Raw genomic sequence first — 18185 nt, 5'->3', positions numbered from 1 at the left:
TTGTAGCGTGCTATTGTCCCGCCTTCCGAAACCCGGCGGCGCGAATCCGCCGGAGCGGATTCCGCGTCGTTCGGGCGCCCGCCGAGCGCGCCTGTGCGATAGGACGTTTCACCCGGTTCCGCGACCTCGGCCGCGGCGGTGGTAGGCCGCCCGCGCCGAAGGTGATTCGGCACACACTCGACGAGGTCACGGCCGGTGCACGGCTGGTACAGCCGTATCGGAATATGAGAGATTCGTGCCGTGAGCATCGCAGACCGTGGTATCGCCCTCGCCGACCGAGCCCTGCGCGTGGTGGACCGCGACGGCGACCGGACCCGCACCCTCGGGCGCGCCGCCCGCAACGCGTGGGCCCTGACCTTCGGCGACGGGGTCGAAGGGCACCGGCCGACCCCCGCCACGGTGCTCTGGGACGAGCCGCATCGGCGGCTGAGCCGGTTCGAAGCGGCCCCGGTCGCGGGCCGGCGGCTCGACCGGCCCGCGGTTCTGCTGGTGCCCCCGCTCGCCGCCCCCGCGAGCTGTTTCGATCTGCGACCCGGCCAGAGCCTGGCCGAGTTCCTGCTGGACACCGGGCGCGCACCGTACGTCATCGACTACGGCGAGATCACCTACGCCGACCGCCGGATGGGGTTCGACGACTGGATCCACGACATCCTGCCCGAGGCCATCCGGCGTACCGTCGCCGACCGCCGGGACGGCGGTGAATCCGGTGTGGACCTGGTCGGCTGGTCGCTGGGCGGCACGATGGCGCTGCTGACCGCCGCCGCCGGCACCGATCTGCCCATCCGGTCGATCACCGCCATCGGGGCGCCGCTGAACTACAACGCCATGCCCGCGACACCCCAGCTCGCGGCCGCCGCCCGTTTCACCGGCACCGGAGAGGCCGTCGGCAGCGCGCTGCGCGCGGTCGGCGGAGTCCCGGCCCCGCTCACCCGGCTCGCCTACCGGCTCACCGCCTGGGACCGGGAGATCAAACGCCCGCTGTTCGTGGCCGGCAATCTGGCCCGCACCGAATCACTGGCCCGGATGGAGGCCATCGACCGGTTCATGGCGAATATGCCCGGCTATCCCGGCCGGATGTATCAGCAGCTGTGGACCAATCTGGTGCTGCGCAACGAGATCGGCCGCGGCGTGGTGAACATCGGCCCGCGCCCGATCCGGCTCGCCGACATCACGGCCCCGGTCCTGCTGGTCGGCGGCCCCAGCGATGTGATCACCCCCGCCCGCGCGGTCGAGCACGGATTACGCACCCTCACCGGCGCCGCTTCGGTTCACTACGAAACCGCCCCCGGCGGGCACCTCGGCATCCTCGCCGGAGCCACCGCCCGCGACACCACCTGGACCTACCTCGACAAATTCCTCACCGCCCCCGCACCGAGCTTCACGAGGCCCTGAAAGGGCCGAGCCCGACGAGGCTTTGAAAGGGTTCGGCCCGCGCCTGCTGTCAGCCCTCGAAGCGCATGCGGCGAAGCCGCGAGTCTCGAGGGCTGACAGCAGGCGCCCAGGAGGGCCGACCCTCGAGCGGCGGAGCCGCTCCAGAGTTACAGCAGCGGAGCTGCTCCAGAATTACAAGTACTACGCTGGAGTTCCATGGGAGCACAGTCACCCGCCGAGCCGGTCGTAACGCCGGGCGAACCGGCCTCGTCACCGATTCCCGCCGAGCATCCCGGCGTGACCGATCTGTTCGCGGTGCTCGCCTACGGTGAGATATCCGCCTTCTACCGGCTGGCCGAAGAAGCGACCCTGTCACCGTCGCTCCGCGGCAAGGTCGCGGTGGCCCGGATGGCCTCCGCCGAACTCGCCCATTTCGAACGCCTCGACGTGGCCCTCACCGAACGCGGCGCCGACGTGTACACGGCCATGGCGCCTTTCACCCGCGCCCTCGACGACTACCACCGGTCCACCGACCCGTCGACCTGGCTCGAATCGATGGTGAAATTCCATGTCGGCGACGGTATCGCCGCCGACTTCTACCGCGAGATCGCCGGCGCCCTCAGCCCCGACGTCGCCGCCGTGGTCCGCGATGTCCTCGCCGACACCGGCCACTCGGAATTCGTGGTCGAAGAGGTCCGCACGGCAGTGGCGGCCAGCCGATCCGAACGCGACCGCCTCACCCTCTGGGGCCGGCGCCTGCTCGGCGAGGCGATCACCCAGGCCCAATACGTGATGGCCCAACGCGACGAACTCACCGAACTGGTCCTCGCCGCCACCGGCGACCTCAACGGCATAGCCGCCCTCTTCGACCGCATGCAGACCGCCCACGCCGACCGCATGGCAGTCCTTGGGCTCTAACATTGGAGCAGCTCCGCTGCTCGAGCTTCGGCCCTCCTGAGCGTCTGCTGTCAGCCCTCGAGACTCGCGGCTTCGCCGCATGCGCTTCGAGGGCTGACAGCAGACGCGGGCCGAACCCTTTCAGGGCCTGTGGTATGGCTCGGCGCCGAGTGGGTGGGCTTCGTGAGTGGTCGGGGTGGCCGTTCCCGAGTAGGGCAGCGTTCCGACGGAAAGCCGGTCGGCCGGTGGCCGTCGGGCCAATCAGGTTTGCAGCACTGCCGACCAGCTGGTCCGGTGCCGAGAATCCCTCCCCCCTCCGAGCGCCGAGTTCAGCGAGGCCCTCCAAGGGTTGCGGGCCGTCCCGTGTTTCCGGCCTCGAAGCGAGGCGGCGAAGCCGCGAGTCTCGAGGCCGGAAACACGGGACACAAGGGGCCCGCAACCCCGCCCCGCCGAAGGCGGGGCCAAAAGATATAGCCTTGCTTCGACAGGACAGGACTTACTAGTTCGGAGGTTGGCCGTGGAGGTCAAGATCGGTATTTCGGATAGCCCGCGTGAACTCGTCATCTCCAGTTCGCAGACCCCGGATGAGGTCGAGGCCCTGGTGTCCGAGGCGCTGGCGAGCTCGAGTGGTGTCCTGGCGCTGGCCGACGAGAAGGGGCGCAAGTACCTGATCCAGGCGAGCAAGGTCGCCTATGTGGAGATCGGCGCCGTTACCGGCGGCAAGGTCGGGTTCGCCGCGGTCTGACAGGTCCTGATGCAACAAGCCCCCGCCGGTTCCGGCGGGGGCTTGTTGCGGTTCGGAGCATAGGGTCAGACCATCGGGTGCAGTGGCACGTGTTTGAGGCCGCCCCAGGCGAGCGCGACGGTGGTGTCGACGGCGTCGTCCTTGGGGATGGGACGGTCGGCTTCGAGCCAGTACCGGGCGGTGAACTGGCTGGCGCCCACCAGACCGACCGCGAGGATGCGGGCGCGGTAGGGGTCGAGGCCGGAGTCGTGGGCGACGAGGTCGTAGACGGCGTCCACGCAGGCTTCGGTGGCCTGTTCGACCCGGCGCTGCACCTGCGGTTCGTTGGTGAGGTCGGATTCGAAGACGAGGCGGAAGCCCTGCATCTCGTTGTCGACGAAGTCGTAGTAGGCGGCGACGGCGGCGCGGACGCGCTGTTTGTTGTCGGTGGTGGAGCGCAGCGCCTGGCGCACGCTGGAGACCAGCATGTCGACGTAGTTCTGCAGCACCGCGAGATACAGCTCGAGTTTGCTGGTGAAGTGCTGGTAGAGGACCGGCTTGCTGACACCCGCGCACTGGGAGATCTCGTCCATACCGGCGGCGTGGTAGCCGCGGAGTACGAAGATCTCACTGGCGGCCGCGAGTAGCTGCTGGCGTCTTTCGTCACGTGGAAGCCGGGTGCCACGTTTGGGGGCGGTGCCGGACGAGGAGCGGGGCGTCATCCGGTCCACGAGGTCGGTCATATTCGGATCTCCCAGTCGATTCCCCGGCAAAGGGGTGTGTACCGGGTCTTTCGAGCACCATACTCGCATCTCGCGCGGTTGCCGACCCGGGTCTGGGAACCCGGTTCCGGTCCGGACCGATGCGGGCGGCGACCGGTTCGCCTGTCGGCCGGTGGGTCCGGGGTTACCGCACGGCGCCGTTTTCCCCGGGTCCGGCCGGCTGTGAGACTCTGGAATGTGTGACCGACCGACCGGACAGTTCCGCCTCCGGCGGCGGGCGCAGCGCGCACCGCCTCCCCGACTCGGACCTCGTGATCGCCGCCCGTGAGGCGGCACCGGAGGTCCCGGTCTCGCAGGGCGACGATCCTCGTTCGCCGCTGCTGGCGGAGTGGGATCCCGGTGCCCCGCGATCCGGTGCGAGCGATTCCGGGGGCGGGCGGCGCAGGCCTTTCTTCTCGCGGTTCGGCTGGCGGGCGTTCGCGCTGCCGGTATTGCTGGTGCTGACCGTGTTCGTGGCGGTGGACGCGGTGCGGTCGGGTTCGGGATCGCAGCCGTCCGCGTCCGAACCGGGTCTGGGTGAGCTCGGTCCGCCCCCGGCGAGTGCGGGGGTGATCGGCGCGCCACCGGGTGACGGCCGGTTCCCGGAGGATCTGCCGGTGGGCGCCCTGCCGGAGGGCGGGAAGTTCACCGAGGCAGGGAAGGGCTCGTGGCGGATCGTCGCGGGCGGTTCCCCGCGGGTGGGGGCGGGGGAGCAGTACACCTTCACCTATACCGTCGAGATCGAGAACGGGATCGACACCCGGGCGTTCGGCGGTGACGAGTCGGTGGCCCGGATGGTCGATTCGACCCTGTCCAACCCGAAGAGCTGGCTGCACGATCGGAAATTCGCGTTCCAGCGGATCGATCGCGGTGAGCCGGATTTCCGGGTGTCGCTGACCGCGCGGGCGACCACCCGCCAGGCCTGCGGGTTCGATATCCCCATCGACTCCTCCTGCTACAACTCCGACGACGGCCGGGTGGTGCTGTCGGAGGCGCGCTGGGTCCGGGGCGCCCCGGCCTTCGAGGGCGATATCGGCTCCTACCGGCAGTATCTGGTCAATCACGAAGTGGGCCACGCCATCGGCTATCACGCGCATCAGCCGTGCGAGAACGACGGCGGGCTGGCCCCGGTGATGATGCAGCAGACCTTCGGTACCGCGAACAACGAGATCGCGGCCCTCGATCCGGACGGTGTGGTGCCGATGGACGGGAAGACCTGCCGCTTCAATCCGTGGCCGTATCCGCGCGGCTGAGCCCGGCCGCCGGGCCGGCGATACGCCCGGGAAGAATGGTTCCGGCGTCGGCGTTGTACCCGGCAACGGCCATATCGATACGAGGAGTGCACAGACGTGTCAACACCGCAGTCCCTGCCCCCACTTGTGGAGCCTGCCGCCGAGCTGACCAGGGACGAGGTCGCCCGTTACAGCCGCCACCTGATCATTCCGGATCTCGGGATGGACGGGCAGAAGCGGCTGAAGAACGCGAAGGTGCTCGTCATCGGGGCCGGCGGGCTGGGTTCTCCCGCGCTGCTGTACCTGGCCGCCGCCGGGGTGGGCACCCTGGGCATCGTCGAGTTCGACGAGGTCGACGCCTCGAACCTGCAGCGGCAGGTCATCCACGGTGAATCCGATATCGGCCGCCCGAAGGCCGACAGCGCCCGGGATTCCATTCTGGAGATCAACTCCGGTATCGATGTGCGCCTGCACAAGATCCGGCTCGAGCCGGACAACGCGGTGGAACTGTTCCGCGAATACGACCTGATCGTCGACGGTACCGATAACTTCGCCACCCGTTACCTGGTGAACGACGCCGCGGTGCTGGCCGGCAAGCCGTATGTCTGGGGTTCGATCTACCGGTTCGAAGGCCAGGTCTCGGTGTTCTGGGAGGACGCGCCGGACGGTCGCGGGATCAACTACCGCGATCTGTACCCGGAGGCCCCGCCGCCGGGAATGGTGCCCTCGTGCGCGGAGGGCGGCGTGCTGGGCGTGCTGTGCGCGTCGATCGGTTCGGTGATGGTGACCGAGGCGATCAAGCTCATCACCGGTATCGGCGACCCGCTGCTGGGCCGGCTGATGGTGTACGACGCACTCGATATGAACTACCGGACCATCAAACTGCGTCGCGATCCGGAACGGCAGCCGATCACCGAGCTGATCGACTACGACGCGTTCTGTGGTGTGGTGTCGGAGGAGGGCCAGGCCGCGGCCGCGGGCTCCACCGTCACCGCGCGCGAACTCAAGGATCTCCTGGACGCCGGGGATGTGGAACTGATCGACGTGCGCGAACCCGTGGAATGGGACATCGTGCATATCGAGGGCGCCACCTTGATCCCCAAGGACCGGATCCTGTCGGGTGAGGCGCTGTCGGAACTGCCGCAGAACCGCAAGATCGTGCTGCACTGCAAGACCGGTATCCGGTCGGCCGAGGCGCTGGCGGCGCTCAAGCGGGCCGGTTTCTCCGACGCCACCCACCTGCAGGGCGGTGTGATCGCCTGGGCCCATCAGGTGGACCCCTCACTGCCCGTCTACTGATCCCGCGGTGGTGACCGCGACACCCTTCGATGGGCGTGTCGCGGCACCGCCACGACACGGTGTGGCGCACCTGCCGGGCCCGGCTCCGCAGGTACGGTACGGCCCGTGACCACCACAGTCGAACCCCCCGAGCATGTGCGGGCCACCTTCGGGCTGCGTGAGATGACCCCGGTCGCCCTCGGTGATTGGGAGGGCGGCTGGCGGCTGGGTGATGTGGTGCTCAGCCCGGTCGCCGATCATGCCCGGGCGGCGTGGTCGGCGAAGACGCGGGAGAGCCTGCGGGTGGACGGACTGCGGCTGGCGAAACCGGTGCGTGCCACCGATGGGCGGTACGTGGTGTCCGGATGGCGCTGCGATACGCATATGACCGGCGCCCCCGAGCCCCGCCACGACGAGGTGGTCTCGGTGTCGCTGCGGTTGCACGAGGCGACCGCGGAACTGGACCGGCCGCGCTTCCTCTCGCAGCCGCCGGTGACGCCGTGGCTGGACGTGGACGTGTTCGTCGCCGCCGATCGGGCGGCCTGGGAAGCGGTGCCGTTGCGCACGCTGCGCGCGGCCGGCGCGGTGATGGAGAATTCCCCCGACGGCCGGCACAGTCTCGAACTGATCGGGCAGCTGGCCACCCTGCGCAAACCGGTGCGGACGCCGCCCCAGCTGGTGCACGGGGATCTGTTCGGCACCGTGCTCTTCGCGGGTTCCCGCACGCCCGCGCTCACCGATCTGACCCCCTACTGGCGGCCCGCGGCCTGGGCGGCCGGTGTGGTCGTGGTGGACGCGCTGTCCTGGGGCGGCGCCGACGACGGGTTGCTCGAACGCTGGTCCGATCTGCCGGAATGGCCGCAGATGCTGTTGCGCGCGGTGATGTTCCGGCTGGCCGTGCATGTACTGCACCCGCGGTCGACGCCGGAAGCGCTTCCGGGGCTGGTGCGTACGGCCGATATGGTGCGCTTCTTGCTCTGAGTCCGGTATCCCGGGCGCCGACGGACGGGCGCGTCGGCGGACCGCGGTGCAGTGGTATCCGGACGCGACCGGCGGGCCGGTCGGTGACCGGCCCGCCGGGTTCGGGCGTATCCACACCGGGTTTCCGGCAGCGCGGAATACCCGGTGTGCCGGAGAGTTTCCGGTGTGTCAGATGTTGGCGTAGGCCAGTGACGGGACCCGCGTCACCGCGAAGGAGGACCGCCGGTAGAACCACCAGGTCACTCCACCCATCACCAGGAACGCCACGGCGTAGGCCCAGAAGGCCGGGGCCATCGTGCCGAAGTTGGTGTTGGACAGGCGCAATGCCTGCTGGAGGATGAAGCCGCCGAACGCGCCGACCGCTCCGATGACGCCGATCGCGGCGCCTGCCTGGCGTTTCGCCGACGCGGCCGATTCGGCCGGTTCGATACCGTGCTCGGAGGCGTATTTCTTGGCCTCGGCGGTGAAGATGGACGGGATCATCCGGTAGGTCGAACCGTTGCCGATACCGGTGAGCACGAACAGCACCAGGAACGCGAGCAGGTACAGCGGGAAGCTCTTCATCTCCAATGCGGCCATGATGAGCGCCACGGCCACCGACATACCGCCGAACACCATGATGGTGATCTTCGCGCCGCCGCCGAGTTTGTCCGACAGCCAGCCGCCGAACGGCCGCGAGAACGAGCCCACGAACGCGCCGAGGAAGGCGAGGTTGCCGATGGTGCTGATCCAGCCGATATTCGCCAGGTCCGGGAAGTTGGCCTTGATCAGCGTCGGGAAGGCGAACGAGAACCCGATGAAGGAACCGAAGGTACCGATGTAGAGGAAGGCCATCACCCAGGTGTGCCGGTTGGTCAGGGCCAGGCGGTAGGAGCGGCCGTCGGATTTCGCGGTGGACAGACTGTCCATATAGCGCAGGGCGCCGAATGCGGCGGCGAGGATGAACGGCACCCAGATCAGCACCGACAGGGTGATACCGAACCGGTAGCCGGCGGCGTCCTTCGCGGTGAGATGGGTGCCCAGGGTGATCAGCAGCGGCAGCAGCAACTGGGTCTGCGCCACACCGAGATTGCCGCCGGCGGCGTTGATACCCAGTGCCGCGCCCTTCTTCCCGTCGGGGAAGAAGAACGAGATATTGGCCATCGACGAGGAGAAGTTGCCGCCGCCGAAACCGGACAGCGCGGCCAGGATCACGAAGACCCACATGGGCGTACCGGGCTGGTTGACGAAGTAGATCAGGCCCAGGGTGGGGATCAGCAGCATCGCCGCGCTGAAGGCCGTGAACGCCCGGCCGCCGAAGCGCGGGATGGCGAAGGTGTACGGGATGCGCAGGGTCGCGCCGACCAGGGTGGGGATCGAGGTGAGCAGCAGGGCGTTGCTCACCGCCGTGGGGTTGCCTTTGCCGAGACCTTCGAGGAAGCCGAAACCGGCCGCTCCCATACTGGTGACGACACTGGCCCACAGCACCCAGATGCTGAAGCCGAGGTTCTCCGCGAAAACGGAGAAGATCAGGTTCTTCCGGGCGGTGCGGTCGGCGCCGGATTGCCAGAACTGCTCGTTATCGGGTTCCCACCGGTCTATCCAGCGCCCGCGGCGGCGATGGGTGAACGATGCTGTCGTATCGGATGACTGTTGGCCGGTGTCGACAATCGCGGTCATCGGCGTCCCTCTCGTCATGGCTCGACGCCCCCGGAGCCGGGTCGCCCGGCGGATGCGCCGGGCGGGTCGAGTGCGGTGTGTGACGTGAGAAAACGCTAGAAGCCGGGTGTTTCAGAGGAATAGCGCGCAATGACGATGAGCACAATTCCCGCTCACGGGAGCAAAATACCCGGGTGATCGGTATGTAACGCGGATGGAACCCGTCACGGCTCGGGGTACTCGGCGAGCAGGCTGTCCAGGAAACACCGGGTGGTCTTGGCCGCGCGTTCGGCATCACCATCGGTGATGGCCTGCACCAGGTCCCGGTGCTCGGCGCAGTACCAGCTGTCGATGCGATCGGTGCGGGAGCGGATCCCCGATTCGATGGTGCCGAGCAGCGAATCGTAGAACTCCAGATACACCGCGTTGTGGCTGGCGACCACGATCGCGCGATGCAGTTGCACATCGGCCTCGATCGCGGCGGCGCGGTCGGTGCGCCACAGGCGGTTCCGGGCGTCCAGCAACTCGTGCAGGGTGGCGATATCGGCACGGTCGCGGCGGTGGGCGGCCAGCGCGGCGGCGGTGGACTCCAGCCCGTGGCGTAACTCGAGGACGTCGCGTTCGGCCGCCTCGGCGAAGTACTTCGTGAGGGTGCCGCCGACTTCGGAGGTGGCGATGACATAGGTACCCGAACCCTGGCGGCGCTCCAGCATGCCGGCGTGGACGAGCGCCTGCACCGCCTCGCGGAGCGTGTTGCGGCCGGTACCGGTGAGTTCGGCCAGTTCGGGTTCGGTCGGGATCCGCGTCCCGACCGGCCAGCGTCCCGAGCGGATATCCTCTTTGAGTTGCTCGGTGACCTGGGCGATGAGACTGGTGCGGCGAACGCTTTGCACGGCAACAGCGTACCGCCCGTCACAATCCACTTGTCCCGCTCATTGGGTCATCCTATGATTTCTCGGTGACTGCAGCGCTGCCCGAGGTGACCCGTAAGGCCGACCAGCCCGCCGCGGGCCGTCGGCGTGCGCTCATCGAAGGCCGTTTGCTGGTACTCGCGGCGATTCTGATGTCCGCGCTCACCCTGCGGGTGGCGGTCACCGCCTTCACCCCGCTCGCCGAGAAGATCGGCGCGGAGATCGGCTACTCCACCGCTGTCGTCGGTGTCTTCGGGATGATTCCTACCCTGATGTTCTCGGTGACCGGCCTCTTCACACCGGTGCTGGTGCGGCGTCTGGGCCTGGAGCGCACGGCGCTGCTGGCCATGGCCGCCGCCGGCGCGGGCATGCTCATCCGGGTGCTGGTCTCGGGCACCGTGGAACTGCTGTTGTTCTCGGCGCTGGCCCTGGGCGGTATGGGTATCGGCAATGTGGTGGTCCCGCCGCTGGTGAAACGGTATTTCCCGGACCGGCTGGCCACGGTCAGCGCGCTCTACATCACGATGGTGCAGATCGGCACGGTGCTGCCGGCGCTGGTCGCGGTGCCGCTCGCCGAAGCGCACGGGTGGCGGGTCTCGCTGGGGGTGTGGGCGCTGCTGGGCTTCGCGGCGGCCGTCCCGTGGATCGGGGTGCTGCGTGCCCGGCGCGGCCGGGATGTGGGCGATACGACCGGTTTGCCCGCCTCGACCGCTCCGGCCCCGAAAGTGTGGCGCTCGCCACTGGCCTGGGGGATGGGCGCCATGTTCGGGATGACCTCGCTGACCACCTATTCGGTGTTCACCTGGCTGCCGACGATCCTGTCCGACGCCGGTGCGGACGCGGCGTTCGGTGGTTCCATGGTCGCGCTGTTCGCGCTGATGGGTCTGGTGGCGGCCCTGTCCGCCCCGACCGTGGCCGCCCGGATGACCAATCCGTTCCCGGTGGTCGTGGGATGTGCCCTGTGCTTCTTCGTCGCCTTCGCGGGACTGTGGCTGGCGCCGATGAGTGTGCCGGTGCTGTGGGTGGTCATCCTGGGCCTGGGTCCCAGCACCTTCCCGATGGCGCTGACGCTGATCAATCTGCGTACCCGGACCGCGGCCGGGTCGGCGGCGCTGTCGGGCTTCACGCAGGGCGTCGGATACGCGCTGGCGTGTATCGGGCCCGTGGCGTTCGGGATGTTGCACACCGCGACCGGCGGCTGGACGGCGCCGTTCGCGCTGCTGTGTGTCTCGGTGCTGGTGTTGCTGATCGGCGCCTGGCAGGCCTGTAAACCCCGCACGCTGGAGGACGATCCCGCGGTGTGCCGCCCCGCGTCCTGATCCGCCCCGAGTTGCGGCCGGGAGTGACACGGGTCATCATCTCCGCAGGCCCTCACCGCGCCCGCCGGCGGATTTGGGCTCTTCGTGACGCACGGAAACGCTGATGTGACACCGAATTAACAACCCGGGTCTTCTCACCTGAGCGGTCGCGACCGCGTGAGAAACCGTTGATTCGACGGTCATTTTGGGCAGCATTCCGGCAATACCGCTTTCCTAACGTTGGGGTCGAACCACGTTGGGAGGCCCACTTTGAGCACGCGGACGGAAAGCCACCGGAACCCGATTCGGGAGTATCTCCGGCGGCCGAAGCTGGAGCGCTGGGATGCCGAGGACACCGCGGCCTGGGAGGCCGGCGGGAAGAAGATCGCCACGCGCAACCTGATCTGGTCGGTATTCGCCGAGCACATCGGATTCTCCATCTGGTCCATCTGGTCGGTGATGGTGCTGTTCATGCCCACCGAGACCTACGGCATCGACGCGGCCGGCAAATTCTTCCTGGTCGCGGTGCCCACTCTGGTCGGCGCGATCCTGCGCATCCCGTACACGGTCGCGACGGCCCGGTTCGGCGGCCGCAACTGGACGGTGTTCAGCGCCGCCGCGCTGCTGGTCCCGGCCCTGCTCACGCTCTACTTCGTCAATCAGCCGGGGACGTCCTACACGACCTTCCTGATCGTGGCGGCGTTCGCCGGTCTGGGCGGCGGTAACTTCGCGTCGTCGATGACCAATATCAACGCGTTCTACCCGCAACGGCTCAAGGGCTGGGCCCTGGGGATGAACGCCGGCGGCGGCAATATCGGCGTTCCGGTGATCCAGCTGTTCGGGCTGCTGATCATCGCCACCCTGGGTAACGAGTACGCCACCGTGATCTGCGCCGCCTACCTGGTGCTGGTCGTGCTGGCCGGTGTGGGCGCCGCGCTGTTCATGGACAATCTGCCGAACCAGAAGGCCGATCTGTCCTTCATGCTGACCGCGCTGAAAGTGCCGCAGTCGTGGGCGGTTTCGTTCCTCTACATCGGTACCTTCGGTTCCTTCATCGGTTACAGCTTCGCGTTCGGCCAGATCCTGCAGATCAGCTTCGTGGCCGGTGGTGACACCGCCGCCGAAGCCACCCTGCACGCCGCTCAGATCGCCTTCATCGGACCGCTGCTGGGCTCGCTGGCCCGCCCCTACGGCGGCAAACTGGCCGACCGCATCGGCGGCAGCCGGGTCACCGTGTACACGTTCGCGGCCATGATGGCGGCCGCGGTGGTGGTGGCGGTGGCCTCGACCGTCGCCGACGGCTCGGCGCACGGATTCTCCGGGCCGGTCCTGGGCGTGCTGGTCGCCGGATTCGTGGCCCTGTTCGTGCTGTCCGGTCTGGGCAACGGCTCGGTCACCAAGATCATCCCGTCGGTATTCGACGCCAAATCCCGCAGCCTCGACGCGAGCCCCGCCGAACGCGCCGCCTGGGCGCAGAACACCTCGGGCGCGCTGATCGGTTTCGTCGGCGCCATCGGCGCGCTCGGCGGCGTCGGCATCAACCTGGTGCTGCGGTCGTCCTACGCCTCGACGCAGTCCGCGACCACCGCCTTCTGGGTGTTCACGGCGTTCTACGTCGCCTGCGCTCTCGTCACCTGGACGGTGTTCCTGCGCCGTCCCGGTCGCCCGGTATCCGACAACGAGGTCGTCGCCGCGGCCGAAGCCCTGGTCCGTGGGGCCGAGGCCGGCTCCCGCACCACAGCCCAGCCCATCGGATCCCGGTCCGCCCGGTCGCTCTGACACCGGATCTCCACGGAGGACACCATGAACGCACAGCGCAAAACAGTCGTCGTCGCCGGTCACGGCATGGTCGGGCACCGGTTCGTCGAAGCGCTCCGCTCCCGGGACGAGGCGGGCGCCTGGCAGGTCGTCGTGCTCGGCGAGGAGACGCTGGCCGCCTACGACCGGGTCGGGCTGTCGTCCTACATCGGCAACTGGGAACCGTCGGCGCTGGCGCTGCCGGGTAACGAATACGCCGGTGACGAACTGGTGGATCTGCGGCTGGGCCAGCGTGCGGAGTCCATCGACAAGGACGCCCAGAAGGTGACCACCACCTCCGGGGAGGTGCTCGACTACGACGCGCTCGTCCTGGCGACCGGGTCGTATCCGTTCGTGCCGCCCGTGCCGGGGCACGAACACCCGGAATGCTTCGTCTACCGCACCATCGACGATCTGGACGGCATCAAGGCCGTCGCCGAGGCGGCCGGTCCGGGTGCGCACGGTGTGGTCGTGGGCGGCGGTCTGCTCGGGCTGGAGGCGGCCAACGCGCTGCGTCTGCTCGGCCTCACCCCGCATGTCGTGGAATACAACGACCGGCTGATGCCGGCCCAGGTCGACGAGGGTGGCGGCGCGATCCTGGAGAAGCTGGTCACCGATCTGGGGCTGGCCGTGCACACCGGGGTCGGGACCGCCGGTATCGAACGCAGCGAATCGGCCGGTCCGGCCGAACGGCTGAAGATCAGCCTGTCCGACGACAGCGAGATCGACGCCGCGCTGCTGGTGTTCTCCGCCGGTATCCGCCCGCGGGACCAGATCGCCCGGGACGCCGGCCTCGAGGTCGGCCCGCGCGGCGGCATCGTCACCGATCTGGGCCTGGCCACCTCCGATCCGAATATCTACGCGATCGGTGAATGCGCCGCGGTCGAGGGTGTCTGCTACGGCCTGGTCGCGCCGGGCTACACCACCGCCGAGATCGTGGCCGACCGGCTGCTGGGCGGCGCCGGTGAGTTCCCGGGCGCGGATATGTCCACCAAGCTGAAGCTGCTCGGAGTCGATGTGGCGAGCTTCGGTGACGCGCACGGCCGCACCGAGGGCGCGCTGTCGGTGGTCCTGCACGACGCGGCCGCCGGTACCTACGCCAAGCTGGTCATCTCCGACGACGCGAAAACCCTGCTCGGCGGCATCCTGGTGGGCGACGCCACCCAGTACGCCGCCCTGCGCCCGCTGGTCGGGCGGCCGCTGCCCGCCGAACCCGCCGCGTTGATCTCCCCGGCCGGCGCCGAACTGGGAGCCGACGCACTACCCGACGAAGCGCAGATCTGCTCCTGCAACGATGTGAGCAAGGGCGCCATCTGCGGCGCCATCGCCGAGGGCGCCTGCGATATCCCGGCCATCAAGGCCTGCACGAAGGCCGGTACCTCGTGCGGCGGCTGCGTGCCGATGATCAAGAAGGTGCTGGAACAGTCCGGCGTCGAGATGTCCAAGGCGCTGTGTGAGCATTTCGAGCAGTCCCGCGCCGAGCTGTTCCAGGTCGTGCAGGCCACCGGTATCCGCACCTTCTCCGAGCTCATCGCCCGGCACGGGAAGGGCACCGGCTGCGATATCTGCAAACCGACCGTCGCGTCGATCCTGGCCTCCACCTCGAGCGATCACATCCTCGAGGGCGAACAGGCCGCGCTGCAGGACACCAACGACCACTTCCTGGCGAATATGCAGAAGAACGGCACCTATTCGGTGGTGCCGCGGATGCCCGGTGGTGAGGTCACCCCGGAACAGCTGATCGTGATCGGCGAGGTCGCCAAGGAGTTCGGGCTCTACACCAAGATCACCGGTGGTCAGCGGATCGACCTGTTCGGCGCCCGCGTCGAAGAGCTGCCGCTGATCTGGAAACGGCTCGTGGACGCCGGGATGGAATCCGGGCACGCCTACGGTAAATCGCTGCGCACGGTCAAGAGCTGTGTCGGGTCGACCTGGTGCCGGTACGGCCAGCAGGATTCGGTCGGGATGGCCGTGCTGCTGGAGAAGCGGTACCGGGGTCTGCGGTCGCCGCACAAGCTGAAGCTGGCGGTATCCGGCTGCGCCCGCGAATGCGCCGAGGCCCGCGGCAAGGATGTGGGCGTGATCGCCACCGAGAACGGGTGGAACCTCTATGTCGGCGGTAACGGCGGTCTCACGCCCAAGCACGCGGTGCTGCTCGCGGGTGATCTCGACGACGAGACGCTGATCTCCTATATCGACCGCTACCTCATGTTCTACATCCGCACCGCCGACCGGCTGCAGCGCACCGCGCCGTGGCAGGAGGACCTCGGCATCGACTATGTGCGCGAGGTGGTGTGCGAGGACAGCCTCGGTATCGCCGAGGACCTGGAGTCCGCGATGGCCGCCCATGTGGCCGGTTACCGCGACGAATGGGCCGCCGTTCTCGACGACGAGGAGAAGCTGTCGCGGTTCGTGTCCTTCGTCAACGCCCCTGCCGAGGCCGATCCGACCATCTCGTTCGACGACAGCGGGGAGCGCAAGGTCCCGGTGCTGCTCGGCCTGCCCGGGATGCCGGGGATGCCCGGGAACAGTGACAGCGTGTCCGACGCCACGGAGCCCGCTATCAGCGGGAAATGACCGCTTAACCGTCAGGAAACAGCCCGCCGGTACCAATGGGTAACGGCACGCGGAGGAGACACCCACATGACCGTGATCGACACCCCGGTAGCTGCCCCGGCCACCACCAGCTGGACCGAGGCATGCCCTCTCGAATATCTGATTCCCGGCCGCGGTGTGGCGGTTCTGTTGCCCGGTGGCCGCCAGGCCGCCCTGTTCCTGCTGCCCGAGGGCACGCTGTACGCGGTCGGCAATATCGACCCGTTCGGCCGGGCGGCGGTGATGTCGCGCGGTATCGTCGGCGACCGCGGCGGTGAGCCGGTTGTGGCGTCGCCGCTGCTCAAGCAGCCGTTCTCGCTGCTGGACGGTCGCTGCCTGGACGACGCGACGAAATCGCTGCCGGTATATTCGGTGCGCGTGGCCGACGGAACGGTCTCGATCTCCGACGAACCCGTGGATATGAACGGCCTCCCGACATGACAGTTGCCGAGACGAACACCTCGCTGGCCGGTTTCACCGTCGGCATCACCGCGGCCCGGCGGGCCGAAGAATTCGCGACCCTGCTCACCCGGCGTGGCGCGTCGATCGTCTCTGCCCCGGCCATCCGGATCATCCCGCTGGCCGACGATACCGAGCTCGAACGGGTGACCCGGGAAATCGTCGCGGCCCCGCCGCAGATCACCGTGGCCACCACCGGTATCGGTTTCCGAGGCTGGGTGGAGGCCGCCGAGGGCTGGGGCCTGGCCGAACAGTTGCGCGCCACCCTCGGGGGTACCCGGATGCTCGCGCGCGGTCCCAAGGCCAAGGGCGCGATCCGGGCCGCGGAACTGCGGGAGGAATGGTCGCCGGCCTCGGAATCCTCGGCGGAGGTCCTGGACCATCTGCTCGCCGAAGGCGTCGAGGGCGTGCGCATCGCCGTGCAGCTGCACGGCGCCACCACCGAATGGGAGCCGATCCCGGATTTCTGTGAGGTGCTGCGCTGCGCCGGCGCCGATGTGGTGCCGGTACCGGTGTACCGGTGGGAGCCGCCCGCCGATCGGGGTCCGATGGATCAGCTGATCGAGGCGATCGTGACCTCCGCCATCGACTGTGTCACCTTCACCAGCGCTCCGGCGGTCGCCTCGATGCTGATCCGGGCCAAGGAGACCGGTGTGCTCGAAGGTGTGCTGCACGCGCTGCGCAGCCGGGTCCCGGCGGCCTGCGTCGGACCGATCACCGCGGCGCCGCTCGAAGAACTCGGCGTACCCACCACCATGCCCGGTCGCGCGCGGCTGGGAGCACTGGCCCGCCACGTCGCCGAGGAACTGCCGCGCCGGGCCGGGCGGATCAATGCCGCCGGGCACGCCATCAGTGTGCGCGGGGCGTGCGTGGTGGTGGACGGCACGGTGAAACAGCTGGCCCCGGCCCCGATGGCGTTGATGCGGTCGCTGGCCCGCCAGCCGGGTCGCGTGGTCTCCCGCGAGGATCTGCTGGCGGCGCTGCCCGGTGGCGGTGACGACACCCACGCCGTGGAAACCGCCATCGCCCGGCTGCGGGCGGGTCTGGGGGCGCCGAAGGCCATCCAGACCGTGGTGAAACGCGGGTACCGGCTGGCCATGGACCCCGCCGAATGTATCGATAACAATTCCGATACCGGCCCGCTGCCCGTGGTCCCCTCCCGCAACACCCGCTACGTCCGCACGGTGGTTCCCGGATGACCGGGCCGACGCCACCGCTGGTGCTGGTGGCGCACGGTACCCGGAGCGGAAAAGGTGTGGAGATGATCGCCGCCCTGGCCGAGGCGGTCGGCCGGGAACTGGGCCATCGCCACGGCGCCGCCGGACCGTGCGCGCCGACCGGAAACCAGGGCAGGACCCGGGATCTCCGCGCCGCGATGCTGCCGGGGACCCACGGCTTCGCGGTCTGCGGTTGTGCCCCGGACTCGCGCACCGATCCCGGGACGCCCGCACCGGCCCCCGGGGCGCCGGTGGTGCGGACCGCTTTCGTCGACGTCCTCGGACCCTCGCCCGCGGAGGTCCTGCGCGATCTGGCCGCGGATCCGGTTCCGGCCGTGGTGGTTCCGGCCTTCCTGGCCTCCGGCTACCACGTGTACCAGGACGTGCCGCGGGAAGTGGCGGACAGCGGCCATCCCGCCGTGACCGTCACCCCGGCCATGGGACCCGATCCCGCCCTGGCCCGCATCATGGCCGTCCGCCTGCGCGCGGCCGGATGGCGGCCGGGTGACGCGGTGGTCTTCGCCGCCGCCGGTTCATCGGACTCCCGGGCCCGCGCGGATGTGCGCCGGGCCGCCGCCATGCTCGCCGAGCAGCTGGCAACACCTGTGCGCACGGCGTATGTCGCCACCGGCGCGCCCCGCGTGCCGGAGGTGGTGGCCGAACTGCGGGAGTCCGGGCAGCGGCGGGTGTTCATCGCCTCCTACCTGCTGGCCCACGGGTTGTTCCACGAACGCCTGCACACCGCCGGCGCCACCGGGGTGGCCGAGCCGATCGGCGTGCATCCGGCGGTGGTACGCCTGATCGCCGACCGCTACCGCCTCGCCGCCCGCCGTGCCGCCCACGAAGGGGCACGCTGACGGGGGCTGTGCGGCGATTCCGGGCCTGTTCGGTAGTTTCCCGATTCGTCGCGCGGGCCCGGCGCGACAAGGCGGCGTGGCCGCGGAAACCGCTGTTACCGGGAAACGGTATCGGGTCTGCGCGTACAACGCTCTGTCGTTCTCGTATGTACTACTCTGCCCATCGGGC

The 18185-nt window shown here is 68.9% G+C and carries 15 protein-coding genes; 12 read left to right on the top strand and 3 right to left on the bottom strand.

Annotated features, from left to right (window positions below; all coding sequences use genetic code 11):
- Positions 1 to 291: 291 nt before the first annotated feature.
- The 3 genes from ACZ6SF_RS14150 (at position 292) to ACZ6SF_RS14140 (ending at position 3013) form a co-directional block, all read left to right on the top strand.
- On the top strand, positions 292 to 1392 hold the full coding sequence (locus tag ACZ6SF_RS14150) for an alpha/beta hydrolase (protein WP_466062983.1): 1101 nt from the start codon (positions 292 to 294) through the stop codon (positions 1390 to 1392).
- A gap of 195 nt (positions 1393 to 1587) precedes the next feature.
- Positions 1588 to 2289: a ferritin-like fold-containing protein gene (locus tag ACZ6SF_RS14145; RefSeq protein WP_466062517.1), complete on the top strand. Its 702-nt coding sequence runs from the start codon at positions 1588 to 1590 to the stop codon at positions 2287 to 2289.
- A gap of 496 nt (positions 2290 to 2785) precedes the next feature.
- Positions 2786 to 3013, top strand: coding sequence for a DUF3107 domain-containing protein (locus ACZ6SF_RS14140; protein WP_466062516.1), 228 nt, complete (start codon positions 2786 to 2788; stop codon positions 3011 to 3013).
- A gap of 65 nt (positions 3014 to 3078) precedes the next feature.
- Here ACZ6SF_RS14140 and ACZ6SF_RS14135 read toward each other — a convergent pair whose 3' ends face one another.
- On the bottom strand, positions 3079 to 3735 hold the full coding sequence (locus ACZ6SF_RS14135) for a TetR/AcrR family transcriptional regulator (RefSeq protein ID WP_466062515.1): 657 nt from the start codon (positions 3733 to 3735) through the stop codon (positions 3079 to 3081).
- A gap of 218 nt (positions 3736 to 3953) precedes the next feature.
- Here ACZ6SF_RS14135 and ACZ6SF_RS14130 point away from each other — a divergent pair, with 218 nt between their 5' ends.
- The 3 genes from ACZ6SF_RS14130 to ACZ6SF_RS14120 all read left to right on the top strand — a co-directional run bounded on the left by ACZ6SF_RS14130 (position 3954) and on the right by ACZ6SF_RS14120 (position 7244).
- Positions 3954 to 5006, top strand: a complete 1053-nt coding sequence (locus tag ACZ6SF_RS14130) for a DUF3152 domain-containing protein (RefSeq protein WP_466062514.1) — start codon at positions 3954 to 3956, stop codon at positions 5004 to 5006.
- Positions 5007 to 5102: 96 nt separating this feature from the next.
- Entirely contained in the window at positions 5103 to 6284 is a 1182-nt protein-coding gene (gene moeZ, locus ACZ6SF_RS14125; protein ID WP_466062513.1) for an adenylyltransferase/sulfurtransferase MoeZ, read from the top strand.
- A gap of 105 nt (positions 6285 to 6389) precedes the next feature.
- Positions 6390 to 7244: a TIGR02569 family protein gene (locus tag ACZ6SF_RS14120; RefSeq protein ID WP_466062512.1), complete on the top strand. Its 855-nt coding sequence runs from the start codon at positions 6390 to 6392 to the stop codon at positions 7242 to 7244.
- Positions 7245 to 7412: 168 nt separating this feature from the next.
- On the opposite strand, the gene ACZ6SF_RS14115 is transcribed toward ACZ6SF_RS14120, so the two are convergent.
- Positions 7413 to 8903 (bottom strand): MFS transporter, encoded by a 1491-nt coding sequence (locus ACZ6SF_RS14115; RefSeq protein ID WP_466062511.1) that lies wholly within the window; start codon positions 8901 to 8903, stop codon positions 7413 to 7415.
- 203 nt (positions 8904 to 9106) lie between these two features.
- Positions 9107 to 9775 (bottom strand): FadR/GntR family transcriptional regulator, encoded by a 669-nt coding sequence (locus tag ACZ6SF_RS14110; protein WP_466062510.1) that lies wholly within the window; start codon positions 9773 to 9775, stop codon positions 9107 to 9109.
- A gap of 65 nt (positions 9776 to 9840) precedes the next feature.
- Between ACZ6SF_RS14110 and ACZ6SF_RS14105 the strand changes: the two genes are divergently transcribed.
- The 6 genes from ACZ6SF_RS14105 to ACZ6SF_RS14080 all read left to right on the top strand — a co-directional run bounded on the left by ACZ6SF_RS14105 (position 9841) and on the right by ACZ6SF_RS14080 (position 18016).
- A complete protein-coding gene (locus ACZ6SF_RS14105; RefSeq protein WP_466062509.1) occupies positions 9841 to 11112 on the top strand; it encodes a CynX/NimT family MFS transporter in 1272 nt (423 codons plus the stop codon).
- A 282-nt stretch (positions 11113 to 11394) separates the two neighbouring features.
- The gene (locus tag ACZ6SF_RS14100; protein ID WP_466062982.1) at positions 11395 to 12870 is read left to right on the top strand and encodes a nitrate/nitrite transporter; all 1476 of its coding nucleotides are present in this window, start codon (positions 11395 to 11397) and stop codon (positions 12868 to 12870) included.
- 24 nt (positions 12871 to 12894) lie between these two features.
- Complete coding sequence (gene nirB / locus ACZ6SF_RS14095; RefSeq protein WP_466062508.1) at positions 12895 to 15465, top strand: nitrite reductase large subunit NirB; 2571 nt, start codon at positions 12895 to 12897, stop codon at positions 15463 to 15465.
- A gap of 66 nt (positions 15466 to 15531) precedes the next feature.
- Positions 15532 to 15924, top strand: a complete 393-nt coding sequence (nirD, locus tag ACZ6SF_RS14090) for a nitrite reductase small subunit NirD (protein ID WP_466062507.1) — start codon at positions 15532 to 15534, stop codon at positions 15922 to 15924.
- Positions 15921 to 17141 (top strand): uroporphyrinogen-III synthase, encoded by a 1221-nt coding sequence (locus tag ACZ6SF_RS14085; protein WP_466062506.1) that lies wholly within the window; start codon positions 15921 to 15923, stop codon positions 17139 to 17141. Before nirD ends, ACZ6SF_RS14085 begins: the two co-directional genes overlap by 4 nt.
- Positions 17138 to 18016 carry a sirohydrochlorin chelatase gene (locus ACZ6SF_RS14080; protein ID WP_466062505.1) on the top strand — a complete coding sequence of 293 codons (879 nt, stop codon included), beginning with the start codon at positions 17138 to 17140 and terminating at the stop codon, positions 18014 to 18016. Before ACZ6SF_RS14085 ends, ACZ6SF_RS14080 begins: the two co-directional genes overlap by 4 nt.
- Positions 18017 to 18185 lie beyond the last annotated feature (169 nt).

It is taken from the genome of Nocardia sp. NPDC049935, assembly GCF_055586645.1.
This window is presented reverse-complemented; position numbering and strand designations above follow the sequence as displayed.

Coding starts and splice junctions, on each gene's coding strand:
- ACZ6SF_RS14145 (WP_466062517.1), top strand. CDS start 1,588: ATGGGAGCACAGTCACCCGCCGAGCCGGTCGTAACGCCGGGCGAACCG.
- ACZ6SF_RS14135 (WP_466062515.1), bottom strand. CDS start 3,735: ATGACCGACCTCGTGGACCGGATGACGCCCCGCTCCTCGTCCGGCACC.
- ACZ6SF_RS14115 (WP_466062511.1), bottom strand. CDS start 8,903: ATGACCGCGATTGTCGACACCGGCCAACAGTCATCCGATACGACAGCA.
- nirB (WP_466062508.1), top strand. CDS start 12,895: ATGAACGCACAGCGCAAAACAGTCGTCGTCGCCGGTCACGGCATGGTC.
- nirD (WP_466062507.1), top strand. CDS start 15,532: ATGACCGTGATCGACACCCCGGTAGCTGCCCCGGCCACCACCAGCTGG.
- ACZ6SF_RS14085 (WP_466062506.1), top strand. CDS start 15,921: ATGACAGTTGCCGAGACGAACACCTCGCTGGCCGGTTTCACCGTCGGC.
- ACZ6SF_RS14080 (WP_466062505.1), top strand. CDS start 17,138: ATGACCGGGCCGACGCCACCGCTGGTGCTGGTGGCGCACGGTACCCGG.